Source organism: Chryseobacterium glaciei (assembly GCF_001648155.1).
Classification (GTDB): domain Bacteria; phylum Bacteroidota; class Bacteroidia; order Flavobacteriales; family Weeksellaceae; genus Chryseobacterium; species Chryseobacterium glaciei.
This window is the reverse complement of record NZ_CP015199.1, coordinates 4,429,236-4,454,927: the sequence shown is the minus strand read 5'-3', so window position 1 is coordinate 4,454,927 and position 25,692 is coordinate 4,429,236. Positions and strand designations below refer to the sequence as shown.

The 25,692-nt window shown below is 33.8% G+C and carries 21 protein-coding genes; 9 read left to right on the top strand and 12 right to left on the bottom strand.

Going from position 1 to position 25,692, the window contains the following annotated elements; translation table 11 throughout:
• Positions 1 to 38: 38 nt before the first annotated feature.
• Genes A0O34_RS20175 through A0O34_RS20165 form a run of 3 tightly spaced genes read right to left on the bottom strand, consistent with a single transcriptional unit; the run spans position 39 to position 2,921 of the window.
• Positions 39 to 1,820, bottom strand: a complete 1,782-nt coding sequence (locus A0O34_RS20175; protein ID WP_066758712.1) for a DUF4153 domain-containing protein — start codon at positions 1,818 to 1,820, stop codon at positions 39 to 41.
• Between the two features lie 21 nt (positions 1,821 to 1,841).
• Positions 1,842 to 2,309, bottom strand: a complete 468-nt coding sequence (locus A0O34_RS20170) for a BlaI/MecI/CopY family transcriptional regulator (protein WP_066758710.1) — start codon at positions 2,307 to 2,309, stop codon at positions 1,842 to 1,844.
• A gap of 9 nt (positions 2,310 to 2,318) precedes the next feature.
• The gene (locus A0O34_RS20165) at positions 2,319 to 2,921 is read right to left on the bottom strand and encodes a phosphatase PAP2 family protein (protein ID WP_066758708.1); all 603 of its coding nucleotides are present in this window, start codon (positions 2,919 to 2,921) and stop codon (positions 2,319 to 2,321) included.
• Between the two features lie 126 nt (positions 2,922 to 3,047).
• Here A0O34_RS20165 and pdhA point away from each other — a divergent pair, with 126 nt between their 5' ends.
• Positions 3,048 to 4,052: a pyruvate dehydrogenase (acetyl-transferring) E1 component subunit alpha gene (gene pdhA, locus A0O34_RS20160; RefSeq protein ID WP_066758706.1), complete on the top strand. Its 1,005-nt coding sequence runs from the start codon at positions 3,048 to 3,050 to the stop codon at positions 4,050 to 4,052.
• Positions 4,053 to 4,145: 93 nt separating this feature from the next.
• Positions 4,146 to 5,765, top strand: a complete 1,620-nt coding sequence (locus A0O34_RS20155) for a 2-oxo acid dehydrogenase subunit E2 (RefSeq protein WP_066758701.1) — start codon at positions 4,146 to 4,148, stop codon at positions 5,763 to 5,765.
• A 177-nt stretch (positions 5,766 to 5,942) separates the two neighbouring features.
• Here A0O34_RS20155 and A0O34_RS20150 read toward each other — a convergent pair whose 3' ends face one another.
• The 3 genes from A0O34_RS20150 to A0O34_RS20140 form a co-directional block, all read right to left on the bottom strand.
• The gene (locus A0O34_RS20150; RefSeq protein WP_066758699.1) at positions 5,943 to 6,152 is read right to left on the bottom strand and encodes an integrase core domain-containing protein; all 210 of its coding nucleotides are present in this window, start codon (positions 6,150 to 6,152) and stop codon (positions 5,943 to 5,945) included.
• Positions 6,153 to 6,213: 61 nt separating this feature from the next.
• Positions 6,214 to 9,147: a reprolysin-like metallopeptidase gene (locus tag A0O34_RS20145; RefSeq protein ID WP_066758697.1), complete on the bottom strand. Its 2,934-nt coding sequence runs from the start codon at positions 9,145 to 9,147 to the stop codon at positions 6,214 to 6,216.
• A 253-nt stretch (positions 9,148 to 9,400) separates the two neighbouring features.
• Positions 9,401 to 10,540 carry an acyl-CoA dehydrogenase family protein gene (locus A0O34_RS20140; protein WP_066758696.1) on the bottom strand — a complete coding sequence of 380 codons (1,140 nt, stop codon included), beginning with the start codon at positions 10,538 to 10,540 and terminating at the stop codon, positions 9,401 to 9,403.
• Positions 10,541 to 10,732: 192 nt separating this feature from the next.
• On the opposite strand from A0O34_RS20140, the gene A0O34_RS20135 reads away from it, so the two are divergent.
• From A0O34_RS20135 to purF, 5 genes are all read left to right on the top strand, one after another.
• Positions 10,733 to 12,592, top strand: a complete 1,860-nt coding sequence (locus A0O34_RS20135) for an endonuclease (RefSeq protein ID WP_066758695.1) — start codon at positions 10,733 to 10,735, stop codon at positions 12,590 to 12,592.
• 174 nt (positions 12,593 to 12,766) lie between these two features.
• Positions 12,767 to 13,372 carry a SatD family protein gene (locus tag A0O34_RS20130; protein ID WP_066758694.1) on the top strand — a complete coding sequence of 202 codons (606 nt, stop codon included), beginning with the start codon at positions 12,767 to 12,769 and terminating at the stop codon, positions 13,370 to 13,372.
• 3 nt (positions 13,373 to 13,375) lie between these two features.
• Positions 13,376 to 14,071, top strand: a complete 696-nt coding sequence (locus A0O34_RS20125) for a DUF3307 domain-containing protein (RefSeq protein WP_066758693.1) — start codon at positions 13,376 to 13,378, stop codon at positions 14,069 to 14,071.
• A 37-nt stretch (positions 14,072 to 14,108) separates the two neighbouring features.
• Positions 14,109 to 14,828 carry a phosphoribosylaminoimidazolesuccinocarboxamide synthase gene (gene purC, locus A0O34_RS20120; protein WP_066758692.1) on the top strand — a complete coding sequence of 240 codons (720 nt, stop codon included), beginning with the start codon at positions 14,109 to 14,111 and terminating at the stop codon, positions 14,826 to 14,828.
• Positions 14,829 to 14,947: 119 nt separating this feature from the next.
• Complete coding sequence (gene purF, locus A0O34_RS20115; RefSeq protein ID WP_066759883.1) at positions 14,948 to 16,447, top strand: amidophosphoribosyltransferase; 1,500 nt, start codon at positions 14,948 to 14,950, stop codon at positions 16,445 to 16,447.
• A gap of 79 nt (positions 16,448 to 16,526) precedes the next feature.
• Here purF and A0O34_RS20110 read toward each other — a convergent pair whose 3' ends face one another.
• The 5 genes from A0O34_RS20110 to aroB form a co-directional block, all read right to left on the bottom strand.
• Positions 16,527 to 17,237, bottom strand: a complete 711-nt coding sequence (locus A0O34_RS20110; protein ID WP_066758690.1) for a porin family protein — start codon at positions 17,235 to 17,237, stop codon at positions 16,527 to 16,529.
• Positions 17,238 to 17,785: 548 nt separating this feature from the next.
• The gene (locus A0O34_RS20105; protein ID WP_066758688.1) at positions 17,786 to 18,463 is read right to left on the bottom strand and encodes a porin family protein; all 678 of its coding nucleotides are present in this window, start codon (positions 18,461 to 18,463) and stop codon (positions 17,786 to 17,788) included.
• A gap of 330 nt (positions 18,464 to 18,793) precedes the next feature.
• Positions 18,794 to 19,375, bottom strand: a complete 582-nt coding sequence (locus A0O34_RS20100) for a porin family protein (RefSeq protein WP_066758686.1) — start codon at positions 19,373 to 19,375, stop codon at positions 18,794 to 18,796.
• Positions 19,376 to 19,875: 500 nt separating this feature from the next.
• Positions 19,876 to 20,511 carry a porin family protein gene (locus A0O34_RS20095; RefSeq protein WP_066758682.1) on the bottom strand — a complete coding sequence of 212 codons (636 nt, stop codon included), beginning with the start codon at positions 20,509 to 20,511 and terminating at the stop codon, positions 19,876 to 19,878.
• 273 nt (positions 20,512 to 20,784) lie between these two features.
• On the bottom strand, positions 20,785 to 21,831 hold the full coding sequence (gene aroB / locus A0O34_RS20090; protein ID WP_066758680.1) for a 3-dehydroquinate synthase: 1,047 nt from the start codon (positions 21,829 to 21,831) through the stop codon (positions 20,785 to 20,787).
• Positions 21,832 to 22,249: 418 nt separating this feature from the next.
• Here aroB and A0O34_RS20085 point away from each other — a divergent pair, with 418 nt between their 5' ends.
• Entirely contained in the window at positions 22,250 to 23,188 is a 939-nt protein-coding gene (locus A0O34_RS20085) for a pseudouridine synthase (protein ID WP_066759877.1), read from the top strand.
• A gap of 171 nt (positions 23,189 to 23,359) precedes the next feature.
• On the opposite strand, the gene pncA is transcribed toward A0O34_RS20085, so the two are convergent.
• On the bottom strand, positions 23,360 to 23,965 hold the full coding sequence (pncA, locus tag A0O34_RS20080) for a bifunctional nicotinamidase/pyrazinamidase (RefSeq protein WP_066758678.1): 606 nt from the start codon (positions 23,963 to 23,965) through the stop codon (positions 23,360 to 23,362).
• 396 nt (positions 23,966 to 24,361) lie between these two features.
• Between pncA and A0O34_RS20075 the strand changes: the two genes are divergently transcribed.
• Positions 24,362 to 25,504 carry a DEAD/DEAH box helicase gene (locus A0O34_RS20075; protein ID WP_054508950.1) on the top strand — a complete coding sequence of 381 codons (1,143 nt, stop codon included), beginning with the start codon at positions 24,362 to 24,364 and terminating at the stop codon, positions 25,502 to 25,504.
• Positions 25,505 to 25,692: the final 188 nt, after the last annotated feature.

Below are 25,692 nucleotides of genomic sequence, written 5' to 3'. Positions count from 1 at the left end.
CAATGAAAGCGGCTTTTAGGCCGCTTTTTTTATGCTTTTTATTTCTCTTTTATCAGCAGTACTGCATTGTCGTAATAGATGGAGCCTGATTTATTGTATGGCGATTTATCATTCGAAATATTAAGAAAAACTACTTTGATATGATATTTTCCAAGATCTTTTTCCAGAGAGATTTCAGGTAATTTTATGACTCCTTTTCTACCCGAATATTCTTTAAATAAATTATTAATTCCCGGCGTGAAGTCTACTTCTTCTTTCGAATTAAGGTCTACTTTTAATGTAATTCCTTTATCGGATCTTTCAACTATATTGAATTTGTCACCATTTATTTCTTTAGTATCATCATTATAATTTCTTAAATTAAAGAAATATTGATAGTCAGCTATAGTGATATATTGTTTTTCAGATTCTAGGCTAAGTCTTTCGTAATCAGAAGTTATTGTTCTGTTTGTATTGGTGAATTCACTTTGAACACTATATCTTAATGATAAAAATGGATTTACTTTAATCTCATTTTCTAAAGTGTGATTCTTTTTTGAATCCATTAGATCTAACAGAAAATCTTCTTGTTTTCTTTCTGCTAAAAATTCAAATTTATCTCCAATTTCATTAACGATGGTGTCGGTTACTTTCTTTTGAAAATCGATTTTGTTGTTGCTTAATAATTGTTTTTCATTTAATAATTTAAGCAATTCAGATTTTTGACTTCTTTTTGCAACACTGAAAGCATTCAGATAAGGAAATATTAACGCAAAAACTCCAAAGGCAAACAAACTGATCGGAATAAATTTTATACTAGAATTCCTCTTAAATACAAAATAAATTACAATACTTAAAAGCCACAAAGCCAGAAGAAGCACAAAATATCTCGGTTCAGTATATCCGTACTCTAAAATCCTTGTGAAAATTGCTGTAAACAAAAGAATAATAAGCGGAATAATTGTGAAATAAAAGACCTTTGAAAATATTTTAACCCAAGATTTTGTATTATTTTCTTTCAATGGATGAACCAGCAATAAAGCCAGAATCCCTACAATACTGTACGCTAAAACAAGGTAAGAAACCCAACCTCTCGGAAGTTGCCAGTTGATCAGTATTTTAAATGAATAGAAATACAAAATAATCACGTAAATAAACAATAATGGAATTAAAATAAATTGCGTGAAAAATTTCAATATCACAGGATATTTCCCGTCTTTTTCAAGATAATTAAGTCCTATTTCATTAAATAACAGAAATATAAAACAGCTCCCGAAAATGGCCAGAACAAAGAATAGATTTGCATAAAGCTTATTATTGAAATCAAAATCAAAAAGCTTATCAACCGCCAAAACAGCCAATTCTACACCTCCCGTCAATACACCCGTAAAAATAACCGTAAGGAAAATATTGACGAAAAGATTCTTGTTATACTGCCAGAAATTAAGCTCTTTATTTTTATCTAAAAAAGGGACAAAAGAAACCAGCAAATGGGAGAGTAGGAAGGTGATAGCGATGATATAACCATAAGTTTCTATGAACTCTTTTTTTTCATCAGGAAAGACAAAATAGAAGCCAATTAGGAAAATAACTCCAAAAATTTCCAATAAAAAAGTCTTACCAATTCTTTGGGAAAGCATTTTTAAAGCAAATAGTAAAGAAATTCCAAGTCCGCAACACATGGTAATTTTGGAATAGGTAAACAGCAATTTATCGCTATAATTGGTTTCAGCCATATAAATAGCTCCGACCGAAGTAAGTAGAGCAATGACCAAAACCATCGGATACAGAAATACTACATTGCCTGCTTTCCCGATGATTTCCCGGAATTTTGTTTTCATGATTTTAGGTGTTTTTTTGTATTAATCTTTTTTATTCTTCTTTTTCTTGTCTTTGCCTTTTTTATCTTTTTTGGGATTTAAAATTTCGTTGGCAATTTCCAGTTTCGGTGCTTTTACTTTTGTAGGTTTAAGTTCCATTTTAAGATCAAAATAGGCTCTTAAATCATCCTGAGAAATTAATTTTTCAACCATCAAAAACTCTAAGATCTCTTTTCCTGAATCATGAAAGAAATTATGCGAAAGCTCTTTTAATAAGAATTTTTTATAGTCTTCAAAAGGAACAATTACAGTATATTTAAAAATTCTGCCTTCCTTTTCAGTTGATAAATAGCCTTTTTCAACTAATATTTTTAAGTAAGTAGAAACTGTATTTTGATGCGGTTTAGGTTCCGGATGCTGCTCCATGACCTCTTTTAAATAAAATGAATTCATTGCCCAAAAAAGTTTCATTAAGTTTTCTTCAGCAGAAGTAAGATGATTTATTTTCATATAGTATGATTAATGTTGAAATTGTATATTGCAATAAAGATAAATAAAAGATACCAGAAATGCTATTCCGGCGCCCATAAATACTTCTTTTACGGTGTGTCTCTTTAAAATAATTCTCGTAATTCCTACCAAAGCGGCAACTCCAAGCCAGAGAATCCCCATTTTCCAGTTTAGTGCAAAAAATAATGCTGCTACAAATACATTAAATGCTGTGTGCATCGAACTTTTAATGAAAAAATTACTGATTTGTAAGGAAAAAAGAAGAATTAATATAAAAAGCATGATAAAATCAATGTATCCGTTTTTGATATAATTGAAAATCATGTAACCGATAACACAAACTGCAATAAAAATGTATAAAGTTTTCCTCTGAACCCGATTTGAAACATCCATATTTGTATATCTTCCGGTTTTCACATTCCATACAAGCCAGATCACCACAGGTAAAATCACAATTAATAATATAGGAAGAAAGTGTGCAAGTGATTCCTTAAAAGAATACTCCCGAACGCTCATATAGATGAAAAATATAAACAGAGAAGTCAGAGGATTAAAAAAATCTGAGATGATTTTTGAGATTTTATGTATTAGTGAAGGCTGTTTTTCTTCCATATTTAAGTTTGATAATGTAAATATAATACTATAACTAAAAAAACAATTGGTATGTATACAATAAAAATGAAGTTTTTTTTATAATTTTGCTCAACTATTTCATAATAAATAAGCAAGAGCTAACACATGAAAGAATTTTCTAAAGAGGTATACCTGAAGTGGTATGAAGATATGACAATGTGGAGAAGGTTTGAAGACAAATGCCGTTCTCTTTATTTAAAACAAAAAATCAGAGGTTTTTTACATTTGTATAATGGTCAGGAGGCGATTCCTGCTGGTTTCACGCATGCAATGGATTTAACTAAAGATAGTATGATCACGGCTTACAGATGTCACATCCATCCAATGGCAATGGGAGTAGACCCTAAGAGAATCATGGCAGAACTTTGTGGTAAAGCTACAGGTACGTCAGGAGGTATGGGAGGTTCTATGCACATTTTCAGTAAAGAACACCGTTTTTATGGTGGTCACGGGATTGTGGGAGGTCAGATTCCTTTAGGTGCTGGTATTGCTTTCGCGGATAAGTTTTTTGACAGAAAAGCGGTAAATATCTGTTTCTTCGGAGATGGAGCGGCTAGACAGGGATCATTACATGAAACGTTTAACATGGCGATGAACTGGAAACTTCCGGTAGTATTCGTTGTAGAAAACAACCAGTATGCAATGGGAACTTCTGTTAAAAGAACAGCTAACCATGAAGATATCTATAAATTAGGTTTAGGATACGAAATGCCTTGTCTTCCTGTAGATGCAATGGATCCTGTAAAAGTGGCAGAAGCTGCTTACGAGGCTATTGAAAGAGCAAGAAGAGGAGATGGGCCAACTTTCATCGAAGCTAGAACTTACCGTTACAGAGGTCACTCTATGTCTGATGCTGAGCCTTACAGATCTAAGGATGAAGTAGCTATTCATAAAAATGATGACCCTATCGAATTGGTAAAATCAAGAATCTTATCAAATAACTGGGCAACTGAGCAGGAATTAGAAGTTATCGATAACAAATCAAGAGATTTCGTTGATGAGTGTATCGAGTTCATGGAAAATTCTCCATACCCGGATGTTGATAAAGTATATGAGTATGTTTATTCTCAGGAAAACTATCCATTCTTAGATAAATTTGAAAATCAATAATAATTTGCTGATAGGATGATATGGTGTGTTATTTTTTAACTTTCACTTTTATTATCATCACTTCATCACATTAACAAATTAATAAATTAAATTATGGCAGAAGTTATTACAATGCCGCGTCTTTCCGACACTATGACGGAAGGTAAAGTGGCGAAATGGCATAAAAAAGTAGGAGATACAGTAAAAGAAGGAGATATTTTAGCTGAAATTGAAACAGATAAAGCTGTTCAGGATTTCGAATCTGAATTAAATGGTACTCTTCTATACGTTGGTGTGGAAGAAGGAAATGCTGCTGCTGTAGATTCTGTTTTGGCTATTATCGGTAATGAAGGGGAAGATATTTCAGGATTAACGGGCGGAGCTGCTGCTCCTGCTTCTGGAGGTTCTGAAGAGAAAAAATCTGAAGAAGAATCAAAAACAGAAAATAATTCTACAAGCGTAGAGCAAACTTCTGCGGAAGTTCCTGCAGGAGTAGAAATCATTACAATGCCAAGGCTTTCTGATACAATGACAGAAGGTAAAGTAGCTAAATGGCACAAAAATGTTGGCGATACAGTAAAAGAAGGTGATCTTCTTGCTGAGATCGAAACAGATAAAGCGGTTCAGGATTTCGAATCTGAATTTAACGGAATATTATTGAAGCAAGGTGTTGAAGAAGGCGGTGCTGCTCCAGTTGATTCAGTTTTAGCAATTATTGGCCCTGAAGGAACTGATGTTTCTAGTGTTGGTGCTGCAAAACCTGCTGCTCAATCATCAGAAAAACCTGCAGAACAAAAATCTGAAGCTAAAACAGAAGAAAAACCTACTGCTCAGGCTGTAAGTTCTTCATCTACCGACAGAGTTGCAATTTCTCCTTTGGCTAAAAAAATGGCTCAGGATAAAGGAGTTGACATTCACGGTATTCAGGGTTCTGGAGAAAACGGAAGAATCGTAAAAAAAGATATTGAAAATTATCAGCCATCTCAGGCAAAACCAGCAGCATCTGCGCCGACTGCAAGTCCGGCAGCTCAGGTTGCATTAAGTTTTGTTCAGGGAGAAGATACAGAGACTCCAAACTCACAAGTAAGAAATATCATCGCGAAACGTCTTGCTGAAAGTAAATTCTCTGCTCCTCACTATTATTTAATGGTGGAGATCAATATGGATAAAGCAATTGAGGCTAGAAAAGAAATCAATTCTTTACCTGATACTAAAATTTCTTTCAACGATATGATCATTAAGGCGACTGCAGTTGCTTTAAGAAAACATCCACAAGTTAATTCTAGCTGGGCTGGAGATAAAGTGATCCACAGAGGAAATATCAACATCGGTGTAGCAGTTGCTATTCCTGACGGATTGGTAGTTCCTGTTCTTAAAAACACAGATCAGATGACGTATACTCAGATTTCTGCTGGTGTTAAGGATATGGCTGGAAGAGCTAAATCTAAAGGTCTTAAGGCAAACGAAATGGAAGGTTCTACTTTCTCAGTTTCTAACTTAGGAATGTTCGGAATTGAAACATTTACAAGTATCATCAATCAACCAAATTCTGCAATCCTTTCAGTAGGAGCAATCATCGAGAAACCGATCGTAAAAGACGGACAGATCGTAGTTGGAAACATCATGAAGCTTTCATTAGCTTGTGATCACAGAGTGGTAGACGGTGCTACAGGTGCTCAGTTCTTACAAACTTTAAAAACGTATTTAGAAAGTCCATTAACTTTGTTACTGTAATTTTCTAACTGTTCGTCCTAAAATAGGGATATATAATTAAACAAATAAAACAGTAGAGATTTTTAAGATCTTTACTGTTTTTTCTTTTGTAGGTATAGGTACTATTGCTTTCTGATGATGCATTTGCTGGGGTGTTAAATAATAATTTGAATAATGTGGTCTTAATTTATTATAAACCTAAATAGCATTTTGAACTAATATTTTTCTTGATTTCAAATCTATATTAAGTCTGGCAATATTAAATTCCTGTTTTAAAATACCATTGATTCTCTCTGCAACTGCATTCTCATAAGGATCTGAATTTTGTTTCATACTACATTTGATATTATTCTTACGGAGTAGTTCTTTTTCTCTGAAAGAGCTGATATTGTCCCAATCGTAATTCATAAAAAAGACTGCCCGTTTCCAGACAGCCTTTTATCTCAAAGCCTAATTTGATAAAGGTAATTTAGTTTTTGATGAATCTTTTTGAGATTTCACCGATTTGGATCATATAAGCACCTTTGACAAGACTGCTCACATTTACAGATCCTCTTTGAAGTTTCCCTGAGTTAATTAGTTTTCCACCCATATCGAAGATTTTGTAATCTTCTGAAGCTGTATTTGAAACATTTAAAATATCTCTTACAGGATTTGGATATAATTTAATGTCTGTCATTAAATCTTTAGTACCCAATAGATCGCCTTTCCCTGAAGAAACAATATTTAGCGTATAATCTTCAACCTGCCCGTAAGTGTATGAACCACAAGATGATGTTGGAACAGAGTTATATTGCATCATTACTCTCATTCTGGTAGTTCCTACGGTTGCTGTTGCCGGAATCGTGATGCTTCCTGTTACAGGAGTTGTTGTAGAACCTGTTTTAGACCAAGCTAATTCTCCGCTATCTGTGAAGTCACCATCACCGTTATAATCGATGTAAACCGCGTAAGCCTCGCTATAAACCGTTGATGTCCAAACCGGAGTCACTGAAACAGTATAAGCACTTCCCCTTGTTACATTCGTAGAAACAGCAGTAAAGTTTTCATATCCTGCAGTTCCTGTAGAAGTATTGTTGATTGTTCCGAATTTTACGTTTCCGATTCTCTCATCAGCTGTATTTGTTGAAGTTGCTGAACAGTAGCTCACTGCACTTCCCGCAAGAGTTGTAACGCTAACAGAATTACTCGCAACTGAAACGTTTCCTGCTGCATCTTTTGCTTTAACTGTAAAGCTGTAAGTTGTTGATGGCGTTAAACTTGTTGCTGTGTAAGTAGTTGAAGCCGTAGAACCTATCAATGAAGCTCCTTGATATACATCATAACCTGTAACACCTACCGCATCTGTTGCGCCAGACCAAGAAAGATTTGTAGTTGTAGAAGCAGTTCCTGAAGCAGCTAAAGTAGGAGCAGTAGGTGCAATTACATCACCACTTCCTGAACCTGCATTTACTGTAATATTAGCATTATTTACGTCAAAGAAAATATGATTAGATCCTTTTACCATAATTCTTCCCGTTGTTGTAGAAGCATTTGGAATAACCACAGCCTGAGTTCCGTCGTTTGGAGTTCCTGCCAATAGAGTAGTCCATGTTGTTCCTGAGTTGGTAGACCAAAGAATATCTACGTTTGCAGCGTTTACTCCGTTGGCGGTAGTTCCTGCAACGTTCCAGGTTACGGTTTGAGAAGTTCCTCCCGTGTAAGTTGTTGCTGAATTTTGAGAACTTACGCTGAATGGTCCAGCCGTTCCATTAACTGTAACGATCGCATCATCAGAATTATTCCCTGAACCTCCGGCTCTGTTATCGCGAACGGTAAATCTGAAATTCAATGTTCTGGCAACATTAGACAAAGCTTCAACAGTGATTTCTGAACCTGCTGTTGTAGTTGCTCCCGTTAAAACTGAAGCCATTCTTGGGAAATATCTCACAGGAGTTGTCTGTGGAGTCCAAGATCTGAAAGTTGGACCTGTTGCTTTTGTAGCACTTGCTGCTGAGCTTGCTCCTGTTTGAGAAGATGAAGCATTGTCCATTTGCTCCCAAACATAAGTTAATGAATCTCCGTTGGCATCAGTTCCTGTTCCTGTCAGCATAAACGGTGTTCCTTTTGGAATTGTATAATCTAAACCTGCGTTAGCTGCTGGAATTGAATTTCCTGTTGAAGTACTTACAGGACAGGTTTTAGCTTTAATATTATTGGTAATCTGCTGAATACTCACCGCATGGAAAAACGCATCTGAATGTGGCTGAATATCCTGAGCCGTAATTCCCGCATATCCCATAATTGTTGATCCGGAGCCCGGTTCCATATTCACGCCGGTTCCTTCATTGGTATGAGAGAATGTATGATTTCCTCCAAATTGATGCCCCATTTCGTGAGCTACATAATCAATGTCGAAGTTGTCTCCTGATGGGATTGCGTCTGCTGGAGAAGTATATCCGCTCCCTTTTGAACCGTTTGTACAGACGCAGCCAATACAACCCGCATTTCCGCCACCTCCGGAAGCTCCGAATAAGTGACCGATGTCGTAGTTTGCTTCACCAATTACTGATGTTAAGGTTGATTGAAGCTGAGAATTCCAGCTGCTCATTCCTGAAGCTGCAGAATAAGGGTCTGTAGAAGCGTTGGTATAAATTACCGCATCATTATTGGCGATAAGAACCATTCTTGCTGCAAAATCTTTTTCAAAAACTCCGTTTACACGAGTCATTGTGTTGTTCATTGCTGCTAATGCGTTGGCTTTTGTTCCTCCAAAATAAGTTGTGTATTCTCCTGTGCTTGAAAGAGCTAATCTGAAAGTTCTTAATTTAGCATCATCAGCGTTGGGTCTTGCTGCAAGATTGTTTGCACTGATAACTCCTTTTTGAGCAACATCAATTACGGTACATTCAAATTTATTAAGATCATCTTTCTTATCTGATTTTTTATAAACGACATAAGTAGAAAGATCTTTTGTGTAAGGCTCAATGAAAACTGCAGATTTATCTCCATAAATTTCCATTGAAGATAATCCTAGTTGAGAAATACTGAAATAAACTGTAGAATTTGGATCATCAAGACCTTCACCAACGTAAGATTTGATATCAGGATACTTTGCAGCTAATTGAGGATCAAAGTTTGAGTTTTCTTTTACTTTAAAATTCTCCATTTTCCCTTCTGAATTCGGGAAAGAAATAATGATCATGGATTTTTCGCCAACAGCCAGTCTTTTAGGAGCTTTGGCTAATACATTTTTCAACCCGTTAATATCGAGGCTGTAAACCTTAGGATTAGTAACGAAATTTTTGTTTTCGAAGACCTCAGAAGGTGTTTTTCTTGAGCCTTCAGACCAAAGACGATCTGTCTGTGCGAAAGAAATGCCTGTGATAAGAAGCATTCCGATCATTGATAACTGTTTTTTCATATAAATATTATTTTGATTGTGGGATATCAAAGCTAATGAAAAATTTATAATGAAAAACAAAATTATTTAAGAAAATTTATGATAATGCGTTCAAATTATTATGCGATACATTGAATGTAGTTCAAAATGCATTATCTCAAAAAAAGAAAATAGCACACGCAAGATACGTGTGCTATTCAATTATGATAATATAATTCTAATTTTATATTTTATTGTCGGCGAGTGGCCTTTTAATAATTTTAATTAAATAAAATTATTTTGTGATATCTCTACCGATTACCAATCTCTGAATCTCGGAAGTACCCTCTCCAATCGTACATAATTTAGAATCTCTGTAATATTTCTCAGCAGGGAAGTCCTTTGTATAACCGTAACCTCCGAAGATCTGAACTGCATTATTTGCAATTCTTACACAAGCCTCAGAAGCATATAATTTTGCCATAGCTCCTTCTCTTGTCATTTTTTGCTTAGCATTTTTCAATGTTGAAGCTCTTTGAATCAATAATTCAGATGCATCGATTTCTGTCGCCATATCTGCCAACATGAAGTTGATCGCCTGAAACTCAGAAATAGATTTTCCGAACTGATGTCTTTCTTTAGCATACTTTAAAGCAGCTTTGTAAGCTCCTCTTGCAGTACCTAAACTTAATGCAGCAATAGAAATTCTACCTCCATCAAGAATTTTCATTGCTTGTTTGAAACCTTCACCAACTTCTCCTAAACGGTGAGAATCCGGAACTCTAACGTTGTCGAAAATTAATTCTGCAGTTTCAGAAGCACGCATTCCTAGTTTATTTTCTTTTTTACCAGAAGAAAAACCAGTCATTCCTTTTTCTAAAACGAAAGCTGTAGAGTTATTTTTTGCTCCAATCTCTCCGGTTCTTGTCATTACAACAGCAATATCACCAGAAATAGCGTGAGTAATAAAGTTTTTAGCACCGCTGATAATCCATTCGTCACCGTCTTTTACAGCCGTTGTAGACATACCTCCAGAATCTGAACCTGTATTATGCTCAGTTAATCCCCAAGCTCCGATTACTTTACCAGAAGCTAATTGAGGAAGCCACTTGTGTCTTTGCTCTTCATTTCCAAATTCATAAATATGATTTGTACAAAGAGAGTTATGTGCCGCTACAGAAAGACCAATTGATGGGTCAACCTGAGAAATCTCGTCAAGAATCGTAACATACTCATGATAACCAAGACCAGAACCGCCATACTGCTCAGGAATAACAATTCCCATAAAACCCATTTCTCCTAATTGGTGAAATAAATCTTTTGGAAAAGTTTGACTTTCATCCCATTCCATTATATTCGGTCTGATGTTTTTTTCAGCAAATTCTCTTGCCGTCTCAGCTATCATTTTAATGTTGTCAATTGTTTCTGTATTCATATAGATAAAATAGTTAGTGCCCAAAGATACTTAAATTGTTGGTATACGAAAAAAAATTATTACCGTCACGGTATTTCATTCACAAAGTTTTAATTATCAATTTTTTATATTTTGTTAATTAATGATTTTTTAATAAAAAATTCTGAACTTTGAGTCGTTTAATTTACTATTTTAGCCACCCAATTTCAAAGCATGAAAAAACTTTTACTTCCTATAATTTTATTTTCATCTTATATTTCTGCTCAGGCTCCTGCAGGGTATTATGATGGAACAGCGGGGCTTACAGGCTATGCCTTAAAGTCGAAACTTCACGATATTATATCGGCAAAAAACATCATTTGGAATTATGGTGACCTTACCAATTACTATAATCAGACCGATCTCGATAAATATTATGATCATGATGCCAGCAATACAACTATATTATTAGATATGTATTCTGAAATTCCTACAGGGCCGGATGCTTACGAATATACGACTGCAAATATTATCGGAAGCGCCAGTGCGGAAGGGCAAGGATGGAACAGAGAACATATGATGCCTCAAAGTACATTCTATAGCAATTATCCGATGTATTCAGATTTATTTTATGTAGTTCCTACGGATGCAAGAATCAATCAGTTAAGAAGTAATTACCCTTATGGAATTGCTGGTACAACTACTTTTTACACCTTCACTAATACTTCGAGAATCGGAAACAGTGCTATTCCTAATTCAGTTTATACAGGACGAGTTTATGAGCCTATTAATGAATTTAAAGGTGATGTAGCAAGAAGTTTACTGTATTTTGCGGTGAGATATGAAGGGAAACTAGGGACTTTTAACTTTAATAATAATGCAAATCCTGCTTCTGACACCAATCCGTTGGATGGAACAGAAGAAAAAGCTTTTGATAACGCATATATCGCAATGCTTCTTCAATGGAATGCTCAAGATCCTGTTTCTCAAAAGGAAATTGATCGAAATAATTCCGTTTATACTTTACAGAAAAATAGAAATCCTTTTATCGATAATCCGGCTTGGGTAAGCGCAATCTGGTCGCAAACTCCGGATGCGGTTGTTCCACAAACACCATTAAATCTTACTGCAACTCAGACAAGTGCTTATTTTACAACTTTAAGCTGGTCGCCAAGTACAAGTACAGATGTTATCGGCTATAAAATCTATCAAAACGGAACATTGGTAGCTTCAACAAAAAATACTTCGATAAGTATTGATCATTTGACGGCTTCTACAGCATATAGTTTTACAGTTAAAGCTTATGATAACGGATATTTGCTTTCTTCGGACAGTAATATTGTTCCTGTTATGACTTTAGCTTCAGATATTTATTCTAAAGATTTATTAATTACAAAATATTTAGAGGGTACATCTAATAATAAAGGATTAGAAATAACAAATAAAACAGGTCACACAGTAAATTTAAGCGACTATAGATTATCAATACAACTTCCGAGTGGCAGTAATTTCTACTATCCTGCGCCTTATGAGTTGGAAGGAACGGTTCAAAACAATGAAACCTTTGTAATTCTTCATCCAGATGCTAATTTCTCATGTTATGTAATTAATCAGGCGAAATTTGTCACTGCAGCTCCGCAAATGACTTTTTCTGGGACTCAATATCTGGAATTACGTTACAAAACAACAACTGTAGACGCCATTGGAACAAGCGGACAGAGTAATTCTTTGGGAAATATTTCCTTATACAGAAAAACCAATATTACACAGCCGACAAATTCGTTTAATCTTAGCGAATGGGATTCTTACGCAAGTAATTACTGTGATAACTTAGGAACATTGTTTACCTCTGAATTATTGACTGAAAATAAAAAATTCAGAATTTATCCAAATCCGACTCAGGAAAATATTTTTGTGAGCGGAAATGAAACAGAAAAAATCAAAACAGCACAAATCTTAGATTTATCTGGAAAATTGATTTATACTGAAAAAACTCCTTTTAAAAATAAGAAGAATATTTCTGTACAAAACCTTTCGACAGGTTCTTATTTTTTGAATTTGGACGGAAAAATTTATCAATTTATTAAAAAATAATTATGATAAACTAAACCTTCAAGGCTTTTGAAACCTTGAAGGTTTAACAAAATAAGTCTTTAAACACACTGTTTTACAACATCATTGATATAAGCAGATTCACTAATAATCATTATCTATAAGTGTTTCTGCTTATATCTTTTGTTTATAAGTAATTATGCTTATATTTGCAAAATGATAGCGGTCCTTACGGGTGATATTATAAATTCGCAACACGCAGACACAGAAGTTTGGATTACCAAGCTAAAGAATCTTCTGGAACATTGGGGGAGCTCACCACTTACGTGGGAAATTTACAGAGGAGACGAGTTTCAGTTCAAATGTAACATTGATGATGTGTTTTGGCATTTTCTAGCCATAAAATCTCTTATAAAAAGTCAGGAAAATTTAGATGTAAGAATTGCCATTGGTATTGGTGAGGAAAATTTTTCGTCTGAAAAAATCACAGAATCCAACGGAACAGCCTATGTAAATTCCGGCAGATTACTGAATGACATTAAGAATGACGGGCACACTGTTGCCATCAAAACATCTAACGAGAATGTAGACAGAGACCTTAATATTCTGTTGAAATGGTCTTCCAAAGACTTTGATAACTGGACAATGGCGACTTCAGAAATCATTCACGAAATGATCATGAATCAAGACATTACTCAGGAAGATCTGGCTAAGAAATTCGCGATTTCACAATCGTCGATAAGTCAGCGACTGAAACGTGCAAACTACGAGCTTATCGTAGAAACCAATCAATATTTTAGAAAGAAAATCTCAGAATTATAAACTATGATCTTTACTAAACTCATATTGGCACATTTACTTGGAGACTTTATTCTCCAGCCAAATTCATGGGTAGCTGATAAAGAGAGCAAAAAACTGAAGAGCAAATATTTGTATCTTCATGTTCTGATTCATACCGTTTTAAGTTTTATTTTTCTTTGGGATCTACAACTTTGGTGGGTAGCGGTTTTGGTGGGAGTTTCACATTTTATTATTGATGCTGCCAAATTGACTTTTCAAACTATTAAGAATAAAAAGAATTGGTTCTTTATTGATCAAGTCCTTCATATTTTAGTAATTGCAGGAGTATCTTTTTATTTTAATGAATTTAATTTTGAATTTTTAAAAAATCAAAACACTTTAAAAATATTAATGGCAGCTTTGTTTTTAACGACACCTGCTTCTATTTTTATTAAAATATTATTGTCTTCATGGACACCTGTTCCGGAGACAATAAATAATATACAAACCGAATCTTTATCAAGTGCCGGAAAATATATCGGGATTTTAGAACGTTTACTGGTTTTCACTTTTATTATGGTGAATCACTGGGAAGGTGTAGGTTTTATGGTGGCTGCGAAATCTGTTTTCAGGTTCAGCGATCTTGCACAGGCCAAACAAAGAAAGTTAACAGAATATGTATTGATAGGTACATTACTGAGCTTTGGAATGGCAGTTTTAACAGGAATTTTAATTAAGTAAAATAAATATAAATCTAACTAATAAGACATTTAGAAAAATGGAAAAGAAAGAAATGTTGTACGAGGGTAAGGCAAAACAAGTATTTGCAACCGATAATCCAGATCAGGTAGTTGTACGTTTCAAAGACGATGCGACTGCATTCAATGCTCAAAAAAGAGGATCTGTTGATTTGAAAGGTGAAATGAACAATGCCATCACAACTTTGATTTTTGAATATTTAAATGAAAAAGGGATCAAAACTCATTTCATTAAGCAATTGGACGAAAGAGAGCAGTTGGTAAAAAAAGTATCTATCATTCCTTTGGAAATGGTTGTAAGAAACTATTCTGCAGGAAGTATGGCTCAAAGATTAGGAGTTGAAGAAGGAATTAAATCTCCGGTTACAATCTTCGATATCTGCTACAAAAAAGACGAATTGGGAGATCCGCTTATCAACGATCACCACGCAGTTTTCTTAGGTGCGGCTACTTATGAAGAGCTTGATGAGATGTATGAATTAACTTCTGACATCAACGAAATTCTGATCGATTTATTCGATAAAATGAATATTATCCTTGTTGACTTCAAAATTGAATTAGGTAAAACTTCTGACGGAGAGATCATCTTGGCAGACGAAATTTCTCCTGATACTTGTAGACTTTGGGACAAGGATACAATGAAGAAATTAGATAAAGACAGATTCAGAAGAGATCTTGGAGAAGTAACTGAAGCTTACGTTGAGATCTACAACAGACTGAAAACTTTACTAGGTAAGTAATTTAGGCTAGAAGCCAGAAGTTGGATGCTGGAAGTTTATCGGCAAAAATTAAAAGTTTAGTTGTAAACTTCAGACTTCAAGCTCCCAGCTTCCATCATCAAAATTTAGAAAAAATAGAAATGAAAAGTTTAGACATTCATAAAAGTGAATATTTAAAACAGTTTGAAACTCAAACCTACGGAAGAAATCTTTTCAGAACGCAGGAAGAAGAAAGACTTGACGCTCCGAACGAGGAGTGCGGTATCTTCGGAATGTATTCTGACAATGATCTTGATACGTTTTCTCTTTCACAATTCGGACTTTTTGCTTTACAGCACAGAGGTCAGGAAGCTTGTGGTATTTCTGTTCTTAAGGACGGAAAAATCACCAATATGAAGGATGAAGGTTTAGTTTTGGATGTTTATAAAGAGATCCAGGATCCTGAAGCTTTTATGGGAAATTCTGCAATCGGACACACACGTTACACGACGGCAGGAGACAAAAAGAAATATAATTTTCAGCCATTTTTCGCCAAAAACGAATATGATCAGATTATACTTTCTATCGCTCACAACGGTAACTTAACCAATGCGAGAGAATTAAAAACAGAATTGGAAGCTGAAGGCGTTGTTTTCAGAGCAACTTCGGATTCTGAGGTTATTTTAAGATTAATTCAAAAAAATCTTGATCTAGGACTTCGTGGCGCTATCAAAGCAACCATGGAAAAAATAGAAGGTGCGTATTCGGTTGTTGGTATGACGAGAAATAAATTCTTTGCATTCAGAGATTTCAACGGAATCAGACCTTTGGTTTTAGGTGCAGTGGACGAAAAAACATATGTTGTTGCTTCAGAATCTGTAGCTTTAGATGCTGTTGGCGCTCAATATGTTCGTGATATTTTACCGGGAGAGATCATTTATACCAATGAAAACGAACCTGGAAAATTAAACTCTTATATGGTGAATGAAGAGAGAGGAAAGCAAAGAATCTGTTCTTTTGAATATATTTATTTTGCAAGACCTGACTCTACTTTAGAGAACATCAACGTTTACGAAATCAGAGAGAAATCTGGTGAAAAGATCTGGGAACAGGCTCCTGTAGAAGCTGATATCGTAATTGGAGTTCCTGATTCGGGAGTTCCGGCGGCGATTGGGTTTTCTAAGGCTTCGGGAATACCTTTCCGTCCTGTTTTAATTAAAAACAGATACATCGGAAGAAGTTTCATCGTACCGACTCAGGAAATGAGAGAAAGGGTAGTGAACCTTAAATTAAACCCGATTATTTCTGAGATCAAAGACAAAAGAGTAGTGATCATCGATGATTCTATCGTTCGTGGAACTACATCTAAAAGATTGGTTAAAATTCTAAAAGATGCAGGAGTAAAGGAAATTCACTTCAGAAGTGTTTCTCCACCAATTATTGCACCTTGTTATTTAGGAATCGACACACCGTCAAAAGATGATTTGATCTCTGCCAATATGACGACTGAAGAACTTAGAGTTTATCTTGGAGTTGACTCTTTAGAATTTTTAAGTACGGATAGCCTAAAAGAGATTTTAGGATCTTCCAACCATTGTTTCGGATGTTTTACAGAAGAATATCCTGTTGCGAAAGGAGAAGAAATAGAACTATTTAATTAAGTTTAAATAAATTGATAAATGAAAAGGTCAGACTAATAATTTAGTCTGACCTTTTTCTATTGATATATTAAAATTTGTTCTAGAATTTGTAGTTTAATCCTAATTGGAAAACTCTGTTTGTTGTTGCATCATCTCCTTTTACAGGGTTTGCATCAATATTCGTTAAACTGTTTACGTATCTCGCGTTGATCCCTAAGTTATGAGTGAAATCGTACCCTAAACCAAGACCTAAACCAACATTAAATTTCTTGATATCATCTTTATTGATGTCTTCAGATGTTGATGAAGCCTGAGTTGTTGTAACACCTCCAGTTGTAGATTCAATTGTTCTTGAGCCTTTATTTTTTCCGTTAATAAAATAACTGAATTCAGGACCTGCTTCTATATAAAAGTTTTCTGTAGGTCTCATTTGAAGCATCAACGGAACTGAAACATAATTCAGCGTTGTAGAATAATCATCTTTTGTTTTTACAGTAGTTGCCCCTGTAGTAACGTCAGTAGAAGAAAGTACACTTTTTGCTCCTAACTGATTATATAAAACCTCTGGTTGAATTGCAAACTTTTTAGATAATGGAATATTAACAAGTACACCTGCATGGAATCCTAATTTTTGATTATCCAGACTCACATCCTGATGATTAAAAGAAGCTGCGTTTCCACCTGCTTTAATACCAACTCTTATTGGCCCTTTATCATTGTTTACAGTAGTTACTGTAGGAGTAGTTTTTGTTTCTTGAGCAAATGCTAGTGAACCAGCGACTACTGCTAGTCCTAGAAATAACTTTTTCATAATTGTTTATTTTTTAATTTTACTTTACTTTCTCAGTCTGATTTTTCAACCAGACGTGGAGTAATTTGCAAATTGCTTGCCAAAACTGAAAATTTACACGTTTAACCTGTCATAAACACCCTGTAGAAAGGATTCTTAAAATTGAAAATAAACTAGATTTTAACAAATTAAATTGAAATTTCGTAATCAAATATGAATTTTATATTAATTTTTACACCAAATTAATTAAGTTTATGATATAAAAATTTATTTCAAATAATGTTGAAAATTTCTTTTTATTTATTTAAGAAAGCAAGTTGATAAGAAGAAACCAATTAAATTTATTAGTTAATCGGTCGAATATTTATTCAGTTTTATCAATACACGGAATAAATTTCTGAAATAGAAATGTAAAACCCCCTTTTATTTAATAGGTGTTAAACTTAATAAATCATACGATTCCAGAAAAAATATCAATATTAAACAATAAAAAAAAGAGAGCCAGATTAAAACTATAATCTGACTCATCACTTGAAATCTAATCTACTACTTTTTATGGTCTCTTAATATTATTTAAACTTATATGTTACTCCTACTTGGAAAACATTGTTTTTAATAGCATCTCCGCTACCGCTTTTCTTATTGATATCAGTTAAACCGGCAACATATCTTGCGCTCACCCCAATATTAGGAGTAAAATAATATCCTGCACCAATACCAAGACCCAAATTGAATGAATTTACGTTGTCCTTATTAATTTTATCAGAATAACTTTTGGTTGCTGTACTTGTATTACCGCCTGACGTAACTGTAGTTGTAACATCTCCTTTATTTTTCCCGCTTAACATAAATCCGAACTCAGGACCAGCCTCCAAATAAAGGTTAGGAAGTGCATTATATTGGAACATTACAGGTACTGTTATATAATTCAGCGATGTCGTATATGTATCTTTTCTTTTAGTTGTAACACCTGCAAGGGAATATTCATACGCATTTACAGATTTTGAACCTAGTCCGCTATATAGCAATTCCGGCTGAATACTAAACTGGCTCGAAAGCGGAATATTAGCAAATGCCCCGGCATTAAATCCTACTTTAGCTTTTTGATCAATTCCTTCTGTTTTAGAAATTGATGAAACATTCATTCCTGCTTTTACACCAAATGTAACGGGAGATTTTGAAGCTGCCTTCTGAGCAAGTGCTAAAGAACTTGCAGTAATTGCTATTCCTAAAATTAATTTTTTCATAAATTTTGTTTTTACAATTTCGATTATTATTGTTATTCGTCAAACAATTATTTTAAGTTTGATTATCTGTTTGTTTTCAAATGACGTGCCAAAATAATAATAATTATCTGATATTCAAATAATTACAAATATAGTTTTTAACTAATATCATAGGATTAATTAAAATTCAATAACTATTAAATGAGATTGATTAATTTTATAAAGGAAAATTTAATTTGTTATTTATTTCATGCTAAAATAAAAATCTTGCATAAAATATAACATTCACATAAAAACAAAAAAGCCAGACTAAAAATAGCCTGACCTTTTCTTTATTAAAATCAATATCTGTTAGAACTTGTATGCAAGACCTACTTGGAAAACATTGTTTTTTCCTTCAGGCTGCGCACCAGCAACTTCTTTACCTATATCTGTAACACCAGCAACATATCTTGCATTAACACCGATGTTTGGAGTGAAGTAATAACCAGCTCCAATACCAATACCAAAATCAAAACCTTTGATTGAATCGTTTGCTTTTACTGATACAGACTGATATTTTAATTTAGAATCTATTAAGAAACTGAATTGAGGTCCAGCTTCAAGATAAAATTCCGGAGTTGCATTATATTGGAACATTACAGGAACTGAAATGTAGCTTAAATTTAATTTAAAACCTTGAAGATCTTCTGCTTTCGCACCAACACCATTATATAAAACTTCCGGTTGAAGGCTGAAATTTGATGCAATTGGAGCATTCAAAAATAAACCTCCATAAAATCCTGCTTTAGCTTTAGAATCACCACCAGAAATAGTAGCAACGTTAAGACCTGCTTTAACTCCAAGTTTAAGTGGAGAAGAAGAAGGTGCTTTTTCTTGAGCAAATGCGATTGAACTTGCAGCAACTGCTAATCCTAAGAATAATTTTTTCATAGTTTTTTGTTTAGTTAATTTTTTATTATTGATTTGTTCGTTTTATAATCCCCATTATGCAAATTTCTTGCCAAAAAATATTAATTGACTTTAAAATCAATAAAAATAAGATGATATTTTAACGATTACATTTAATATTGACATTTATTTTAACCTGTTACGCATTTCGAAAGCAGTAGTAATTAACTGAAAATTAAATACATATTTTTTGTTTCACTTTTTTAAATGAAATGCCTTTGTTTATCTTTATTAAAAGTTATTTTACTTCAAAAAAACTTTGTTTAGCCTTGCGATTATTAAACACAAAGAAAGACAAAGAATCGATTTTGATTTCTTGAAGCCAAGATAAACAAAGGCGTTTCACTTATTCTCGAAATACCAAGATTCAAAATTCACAACAGATTCAAGTTATTATTAATCAGCTATAAATCAAAAAAAGTCAGACCTTACGATCTGACTTTATATTGAATTAAAATTTGTTATCTGAATGTTAAGAATGCTTATTTGAATTTATAAGCCAATCCTACTTGGAATACATTATTTCTAATTGCATCTCCAGGGTTATCTTTAACGATATCCGTTAAACCAGCAACATATCTAGCTGTAACTCCGAAGTTTGGTGTGAAATAATATCCAGCTCCAATACCAATACCTACATTGAATGTATTTAAATCATCCTTATAGTTATCACTTGTAGTTGAATTTCCGTTTGTTTCGTTTTTGATTTTGTTTTTAGCACTTACCATCAAACCAAATTCTGGTCCAGCCTCTAAATAAAGGTTTGGTAAAGCGTTGTACTGAAACATTACTGGTACTGCAACATAATCTAAATGGCTAGAAGTAGAGTATTTGTTACCAAGTACAGTATATTCAGTTTTGTTACCATACTGGCTATAAATAACCTCTGGCTGAATGCTGAAAGAACTTGCAATTGGAATATTAGCAAATACACCTGCGTTAAAACCGATTTTTGATTTGTTGTCATCAAGACCAGATCCTTTAGTTGCAGAAGAAACGTTCATTCCTCCTTTAACACCAAATGTAACTGGGTTTGAAGATGAAGCCGTAGCTGTAGTTGTTTGTGCGAATGCTAGTGAACTTGCAGTTACTGCTAATCCTAAAATTAACTTTTTCATAACTTTAATTTTTTAATATTTTACTATTCTTAATTTTAAATTTTACTACTGTCAATTTTTACGTTGACGCAGAGTATCTTTCAAATTGCTTGCCAAAACTGAAAAACATGACAAAAGTCAGTAAAATTAAACTATAAAAACAGGCTATTAAAAAATATATTTAATTGAAAAACAACATATTAATAAATTAAATAAACATTTGTTTAGATAAAATCTAAATTAACATATTTGTCTAAAACTTAATAGTTTTTCTTAAAAATCTAATAAACAGAATTAAATATTTTCTAAATTTCTATAAAAAGTTAAAGAATCAACGATGTTTTTCTGACTACATTGATAATCGTAAGTACAAGTACCTATTCCTGAAAGTAAAGAGAAATTGATCTTACTGTCAACATTCTTCTTATCATTCAATAATAAAGAGAAAATGTCTTCATCTTTAAAATCACTTATATCTAAATAAGGATAATATCTTTGAACGTTTTCAATAATAATTTTTGAATCATCTTCTGAAATTAGACCTTCAAGATAGGAGAGATGTGCTTCTGAAATCATTCCCATCGCAACAGCTTCACCGTGTAAAATAGGATTTCCCTGTTCCAAACACAAGCTTTCAATAGCATGACCGATTGTGTGAGCAAAGTTCAGGGTTTTTCTGACATTTTTTTCATGAAAATCTTTTTCTACAACATCCTGTTTAATATCCATTGACGTTTGAATATGCGGAATAATTCCTTCTATATCTAATTTATGAATCTGAATAAGATTGTCCCAATGTTTTTTGTCTGCGATCAATCCGTGTTTTAGCATTTCGGCAAAACCACTTCTTAATTCTTTAAAAGGAAGAGTTTCTAAGAATTTAGGATACACAAAAATCTGTTCAGGAAAAGAGAAAGTTCCTACCATATTTTTATAATGCATCAGATCAATCCCCGTTTTCCCGCCAATAGAAGCGTCACACATCGATAAAAGGGTAGTCGGAATATTAATAAACTGAACGCCTCTTTTATAAGTAGAAGCCACAAAACCTCCCATATCCGTAATAACACCACCTCCAAGGTTGATGACAAGCGCTTTTCTGTCGGCTTTCATTTCTGTCAAAATTTCCCAGAGCTGGTTTGCCGTTTGGATATTCTTCATTTCTTCGCCAGCTTCAATCTCCAGAATTTCAAATGAAAGTTCGGTTTCCAAATTGCCCAAAAGAACGGGAAGACAGTATTCATGTGTATTTTCATCAACTAAAATAAAGATTTTGCTGAATGATTTTTCGTGTAAAAAGTCGTTTAATTGAGAAAAATTATCGTTTAATATTGTTATCATTTTCAGAATTTCTATAACGTTAATAGTGAAACTATATTGCAAAGTTATGATTCTTAATTTTTAACTCGTAACTAAATTACTATCTTTGCAAAAATATTTTAGCATGAGCAGAGACAATAATAATTCAGGAAAACCTAAAAGACCAAGAGTTTCAACAAGAAATTCCGGAAGTTCTCGCGCTCCTAAATCTGGAAATTCTTCAGAATCAAAACCTTTTTCTAAAAGTAGTGACAAGAGTTTTGGCCAAAAAGATAGAGATGAAAATGGCAATTCAAAATTTGAGAAAAAGCCTTTCAGCAGAAGTGATAGAGATACCGACTCTAGACCTTTTAACAAACCTGATTCTAGGAGAGGTGATACAAATTTTGAAAGCCGTGGTGATGAAGATCGCAGCTCAAAACCTGGCAGAGAGCCTTACATTACTTCACAAAACGAAGGTAGAGAAAGAAAAACGTTTGGCGGTAAACCTGTTTCTAAAAGAGGTGGGCCAAGAGATCCTGATGCCAAAGACAACAAAAGAGGTAAATACGAAAGAGGCAGCTTAAAGTATGGTAAGAGACCTTCTACCGGAAGCGACAGAGATGAAGACAGAGCAAAATCTTTTGTACAGAAAAGAAGATTAAATAAGATCGAAAAAGATATCCATAAAGATACCATTCGTCTTAATAAATATATCGCAAACTCAGGGATTTGTAGCAGAAGAGAAGCTGATGATCTGATTGTTCAAGGCTTAGTTGAAGTAAACGGGAAAGTAGTAACTGAAATGGGTTATCAGGTTGAAAAAACGGATAAAGTAGTTTTCGACGGACAAAACATTACTCCAGAAAAGCCTGTTTATGTACTATTAAACAAACCAAAAGGTTATATTTCTACTACAAAAGACGACAAAGCAAGAAAAACAGTAATGGATCTTGTGGCAAATGCTTCTCCGTACCGTGTTTTCCCAGTTGGAAGATTAGACCGTTCTACAACGGGTGTTATTCTTTTAACAAATGACGGACACATGACGAAGAAATTGACGCACCCATCTTTTGATGCGAAAAAAATCTATCACGTAACATTGGATAAAAAATTAACCAATGAAGACATGAAATTGATCGTTGAAGGGATTCGTTTAGATGAAGGGATAGCTACAGTTGATCAAATTTCATTCATCGAAGGTAAACCTAAAAATGAGATCGGAATTGAAATCCACATTGGATGGAACCGTGTTATCAGAAGAATCTTCCAAAGATTAGGATATGAAGTAGAAGCTCTTGACAGAGTAACATTTGCAGGATTAACGAAGAAGAATATCAAAAGAGGACACTGGAGAATTCTTACAGATTTAGAAGTGAATACTTTGAAAATGCTTTAATTAAGCTAAATTTTAAGGTTTAAAAATAAAAAAAGACGTTGAATTAATTTTCAACGTCTTTTTTGTTTATCTATTTCCAGAGTTTTTGTCATTCCGGAGGAATCTATACAAAGAGTTTAAATAAAAATTAATTATTTACATTCCTTTAGAATGACAAAATGCTTTAAAAAATTATCCTAAAACAGTTACTCCTTTCTGAAGCATTTCAAAAATAGCATCTCTTGCATTATCCGGTTTTACGTTTACGGCACGTGTTCCGTTGAAATGCAAACATGTTACATATCCGTTTGCAACAGCATCAGTACATGTAAATTTCACACAATAATCCATTGCTAAACCTACAATTTCTAATAACTGAATTTCGTGATATTTTAAGAAATCATCCAAACCGGTTTTCATAAAGTGGTTATTGTCCTGAAAACCGCTGTAAGCATCAATTTCAGTATTTTTCCCTTTTTGAATGATGTGAGTTACTTTATCTCTGTTCAGATCTTTATGAAATTCTGCTCCAAAAGTCCCTTGAACACAATGATCCGGCCACATAAACTGCGGAACACCATTCAAAATAATGCTTTCTCCAACTTTTTGTCCGTTGTTGCTTGCGAAGCTTTTATGATTTGCAGGATGCCAATCCTGAGTAAGAACAATTTGATCGTATTCATTTTCTTCCATCAGAAGATTGATGTAAGGAATAATCTCGTTAGCTCCAGGAACTGCCAATGCACCGCCTTCACAAAAATCATTCTGTACATCTACTATTATTAACGCTTTTTTCATATTTAGATTTCTCGAATTTTTGATAAATATATAAAAACTAATATTCAAAAAATTGTCCAAAGATTAATTATCGGACAAAACGGCATTTAGATTAATAATTTTTAAACAAAATTTTATAAATATGAAAAAGGTTATTAATCGCAAAGGCGCAAAGATTGATGAAAAAATGCTGTTATAAGACGCAAGGATTTTATCTTTGATAAAATTTATCCCGTTATAGATGAAAATCTTCGATTTTCTTGCGCCTTAAAGCAGTGTCAAGATTAAAAACCTTTGCGCCTTTGCGATTCTCCAACAAAACAAGATCTTTGTTTAATTATAAAAACAATCACTATTTCACTTTCAGGATATAAAACAAATACCAATAGCTTATCTTTGCAGTAAATAAGTATTTTTATGTCATTTGAATCGTTAGGATTATCACACAATATTATTCATTCCGTTAAAAAATTAGGGTATTTGAAGCCGTTTCCGATTCAGGAGCAGGCGATACCTGTAATTTTGCAGGGAAAAGATCTGATGGGAATTGCGCAGACAGGTTCCGGAAAAACGGCTTGTTTTGTGATGCCTATTTTAGAAAAACTGCAAAATGCAGAGGTTAAGAAAGACCGTAATATTCAGGTTTTAATATTGGTTCCTACACGTGAATTGGCGATTCAGATTGATGAAGTTTTCAGAGCTTTTACAGACAATTTGAAGCGTGAAATTCGTACAATGGCTGTTTATGGTGGAGTTTCCATCAATCCGCAGATGAAAGGAATGTTTGGGGTAGAAGTTCTTATTGCAACGCCCGGCCGTTTATTAGATTTGATTGATCATAAAGCGTTGAGTATCTCAGGAATCCAGCATTTGGTGATTGATGAAGCAGATAAAATGTTTCAGTTAGGTTTTGGAGAAGAAATGAATAAACTTTTCGCTCAAATGCCTGTTATGAAACAGACAACATTGTTTTCTGCGACGTTAGATGATAAGGTTTCTGAAATGAAGGAGCGTTTATCAATCAATCCGACATTAATTGAGATCAAAAAAGAAGAAGTTGAAATTGATAATATCGAGCAATTGGCATATCACGTTTCTCCGGAAAACAAAGGTCCATTTTTGCGTTATTTAATTAAAGAAAAGAAGGTTGAAAAAGCATTAATCTTTGTTTCATCTACAAAATCTGCAGATAGTTTAGTTGAAAAATTAAAGAAGAATAAAATTAAAGCAGTCGCGATTCACAGTCAGAAATCGCAAGGTGCGCGTAGAAATAATTTGGAAGAATTTAAGGTAAATGGAGCGCAAATTTTGGTTGCTACAGACTTAATCGGTCGTGGTATCCACATCGAATCTTTGCCTTGTGTTATCAATTACGAATTGCCACGTTCGCCTTTAGATTACATTCACAGAATTGGTAGAACGGGTCGTGCAGGAGAAAAAGGGACTGCCATTAATATTCTGACTGATGATGAATTGCAACATTTCAGAGTAATTCAAAAGAAAATGGGCAAGAAAGTGACTTTACAAAGAACAGAAGGTATTGATTTACATGGTTATTAATCCTTTAATTTAAATAATAAGAGCTTCAATTTTAATAGAATTGGAGCTTTTTTTAACTGTAAATCTAATTAACGCTTTTTTCATTTTAAATTCTCGAATTTTTGATAAATTAGCAAACGGCAAGATTCAAAAACTGTCCAAAAAATTAATGATCGGACAAAACGACAACATTAAAAATTAAAACTAAT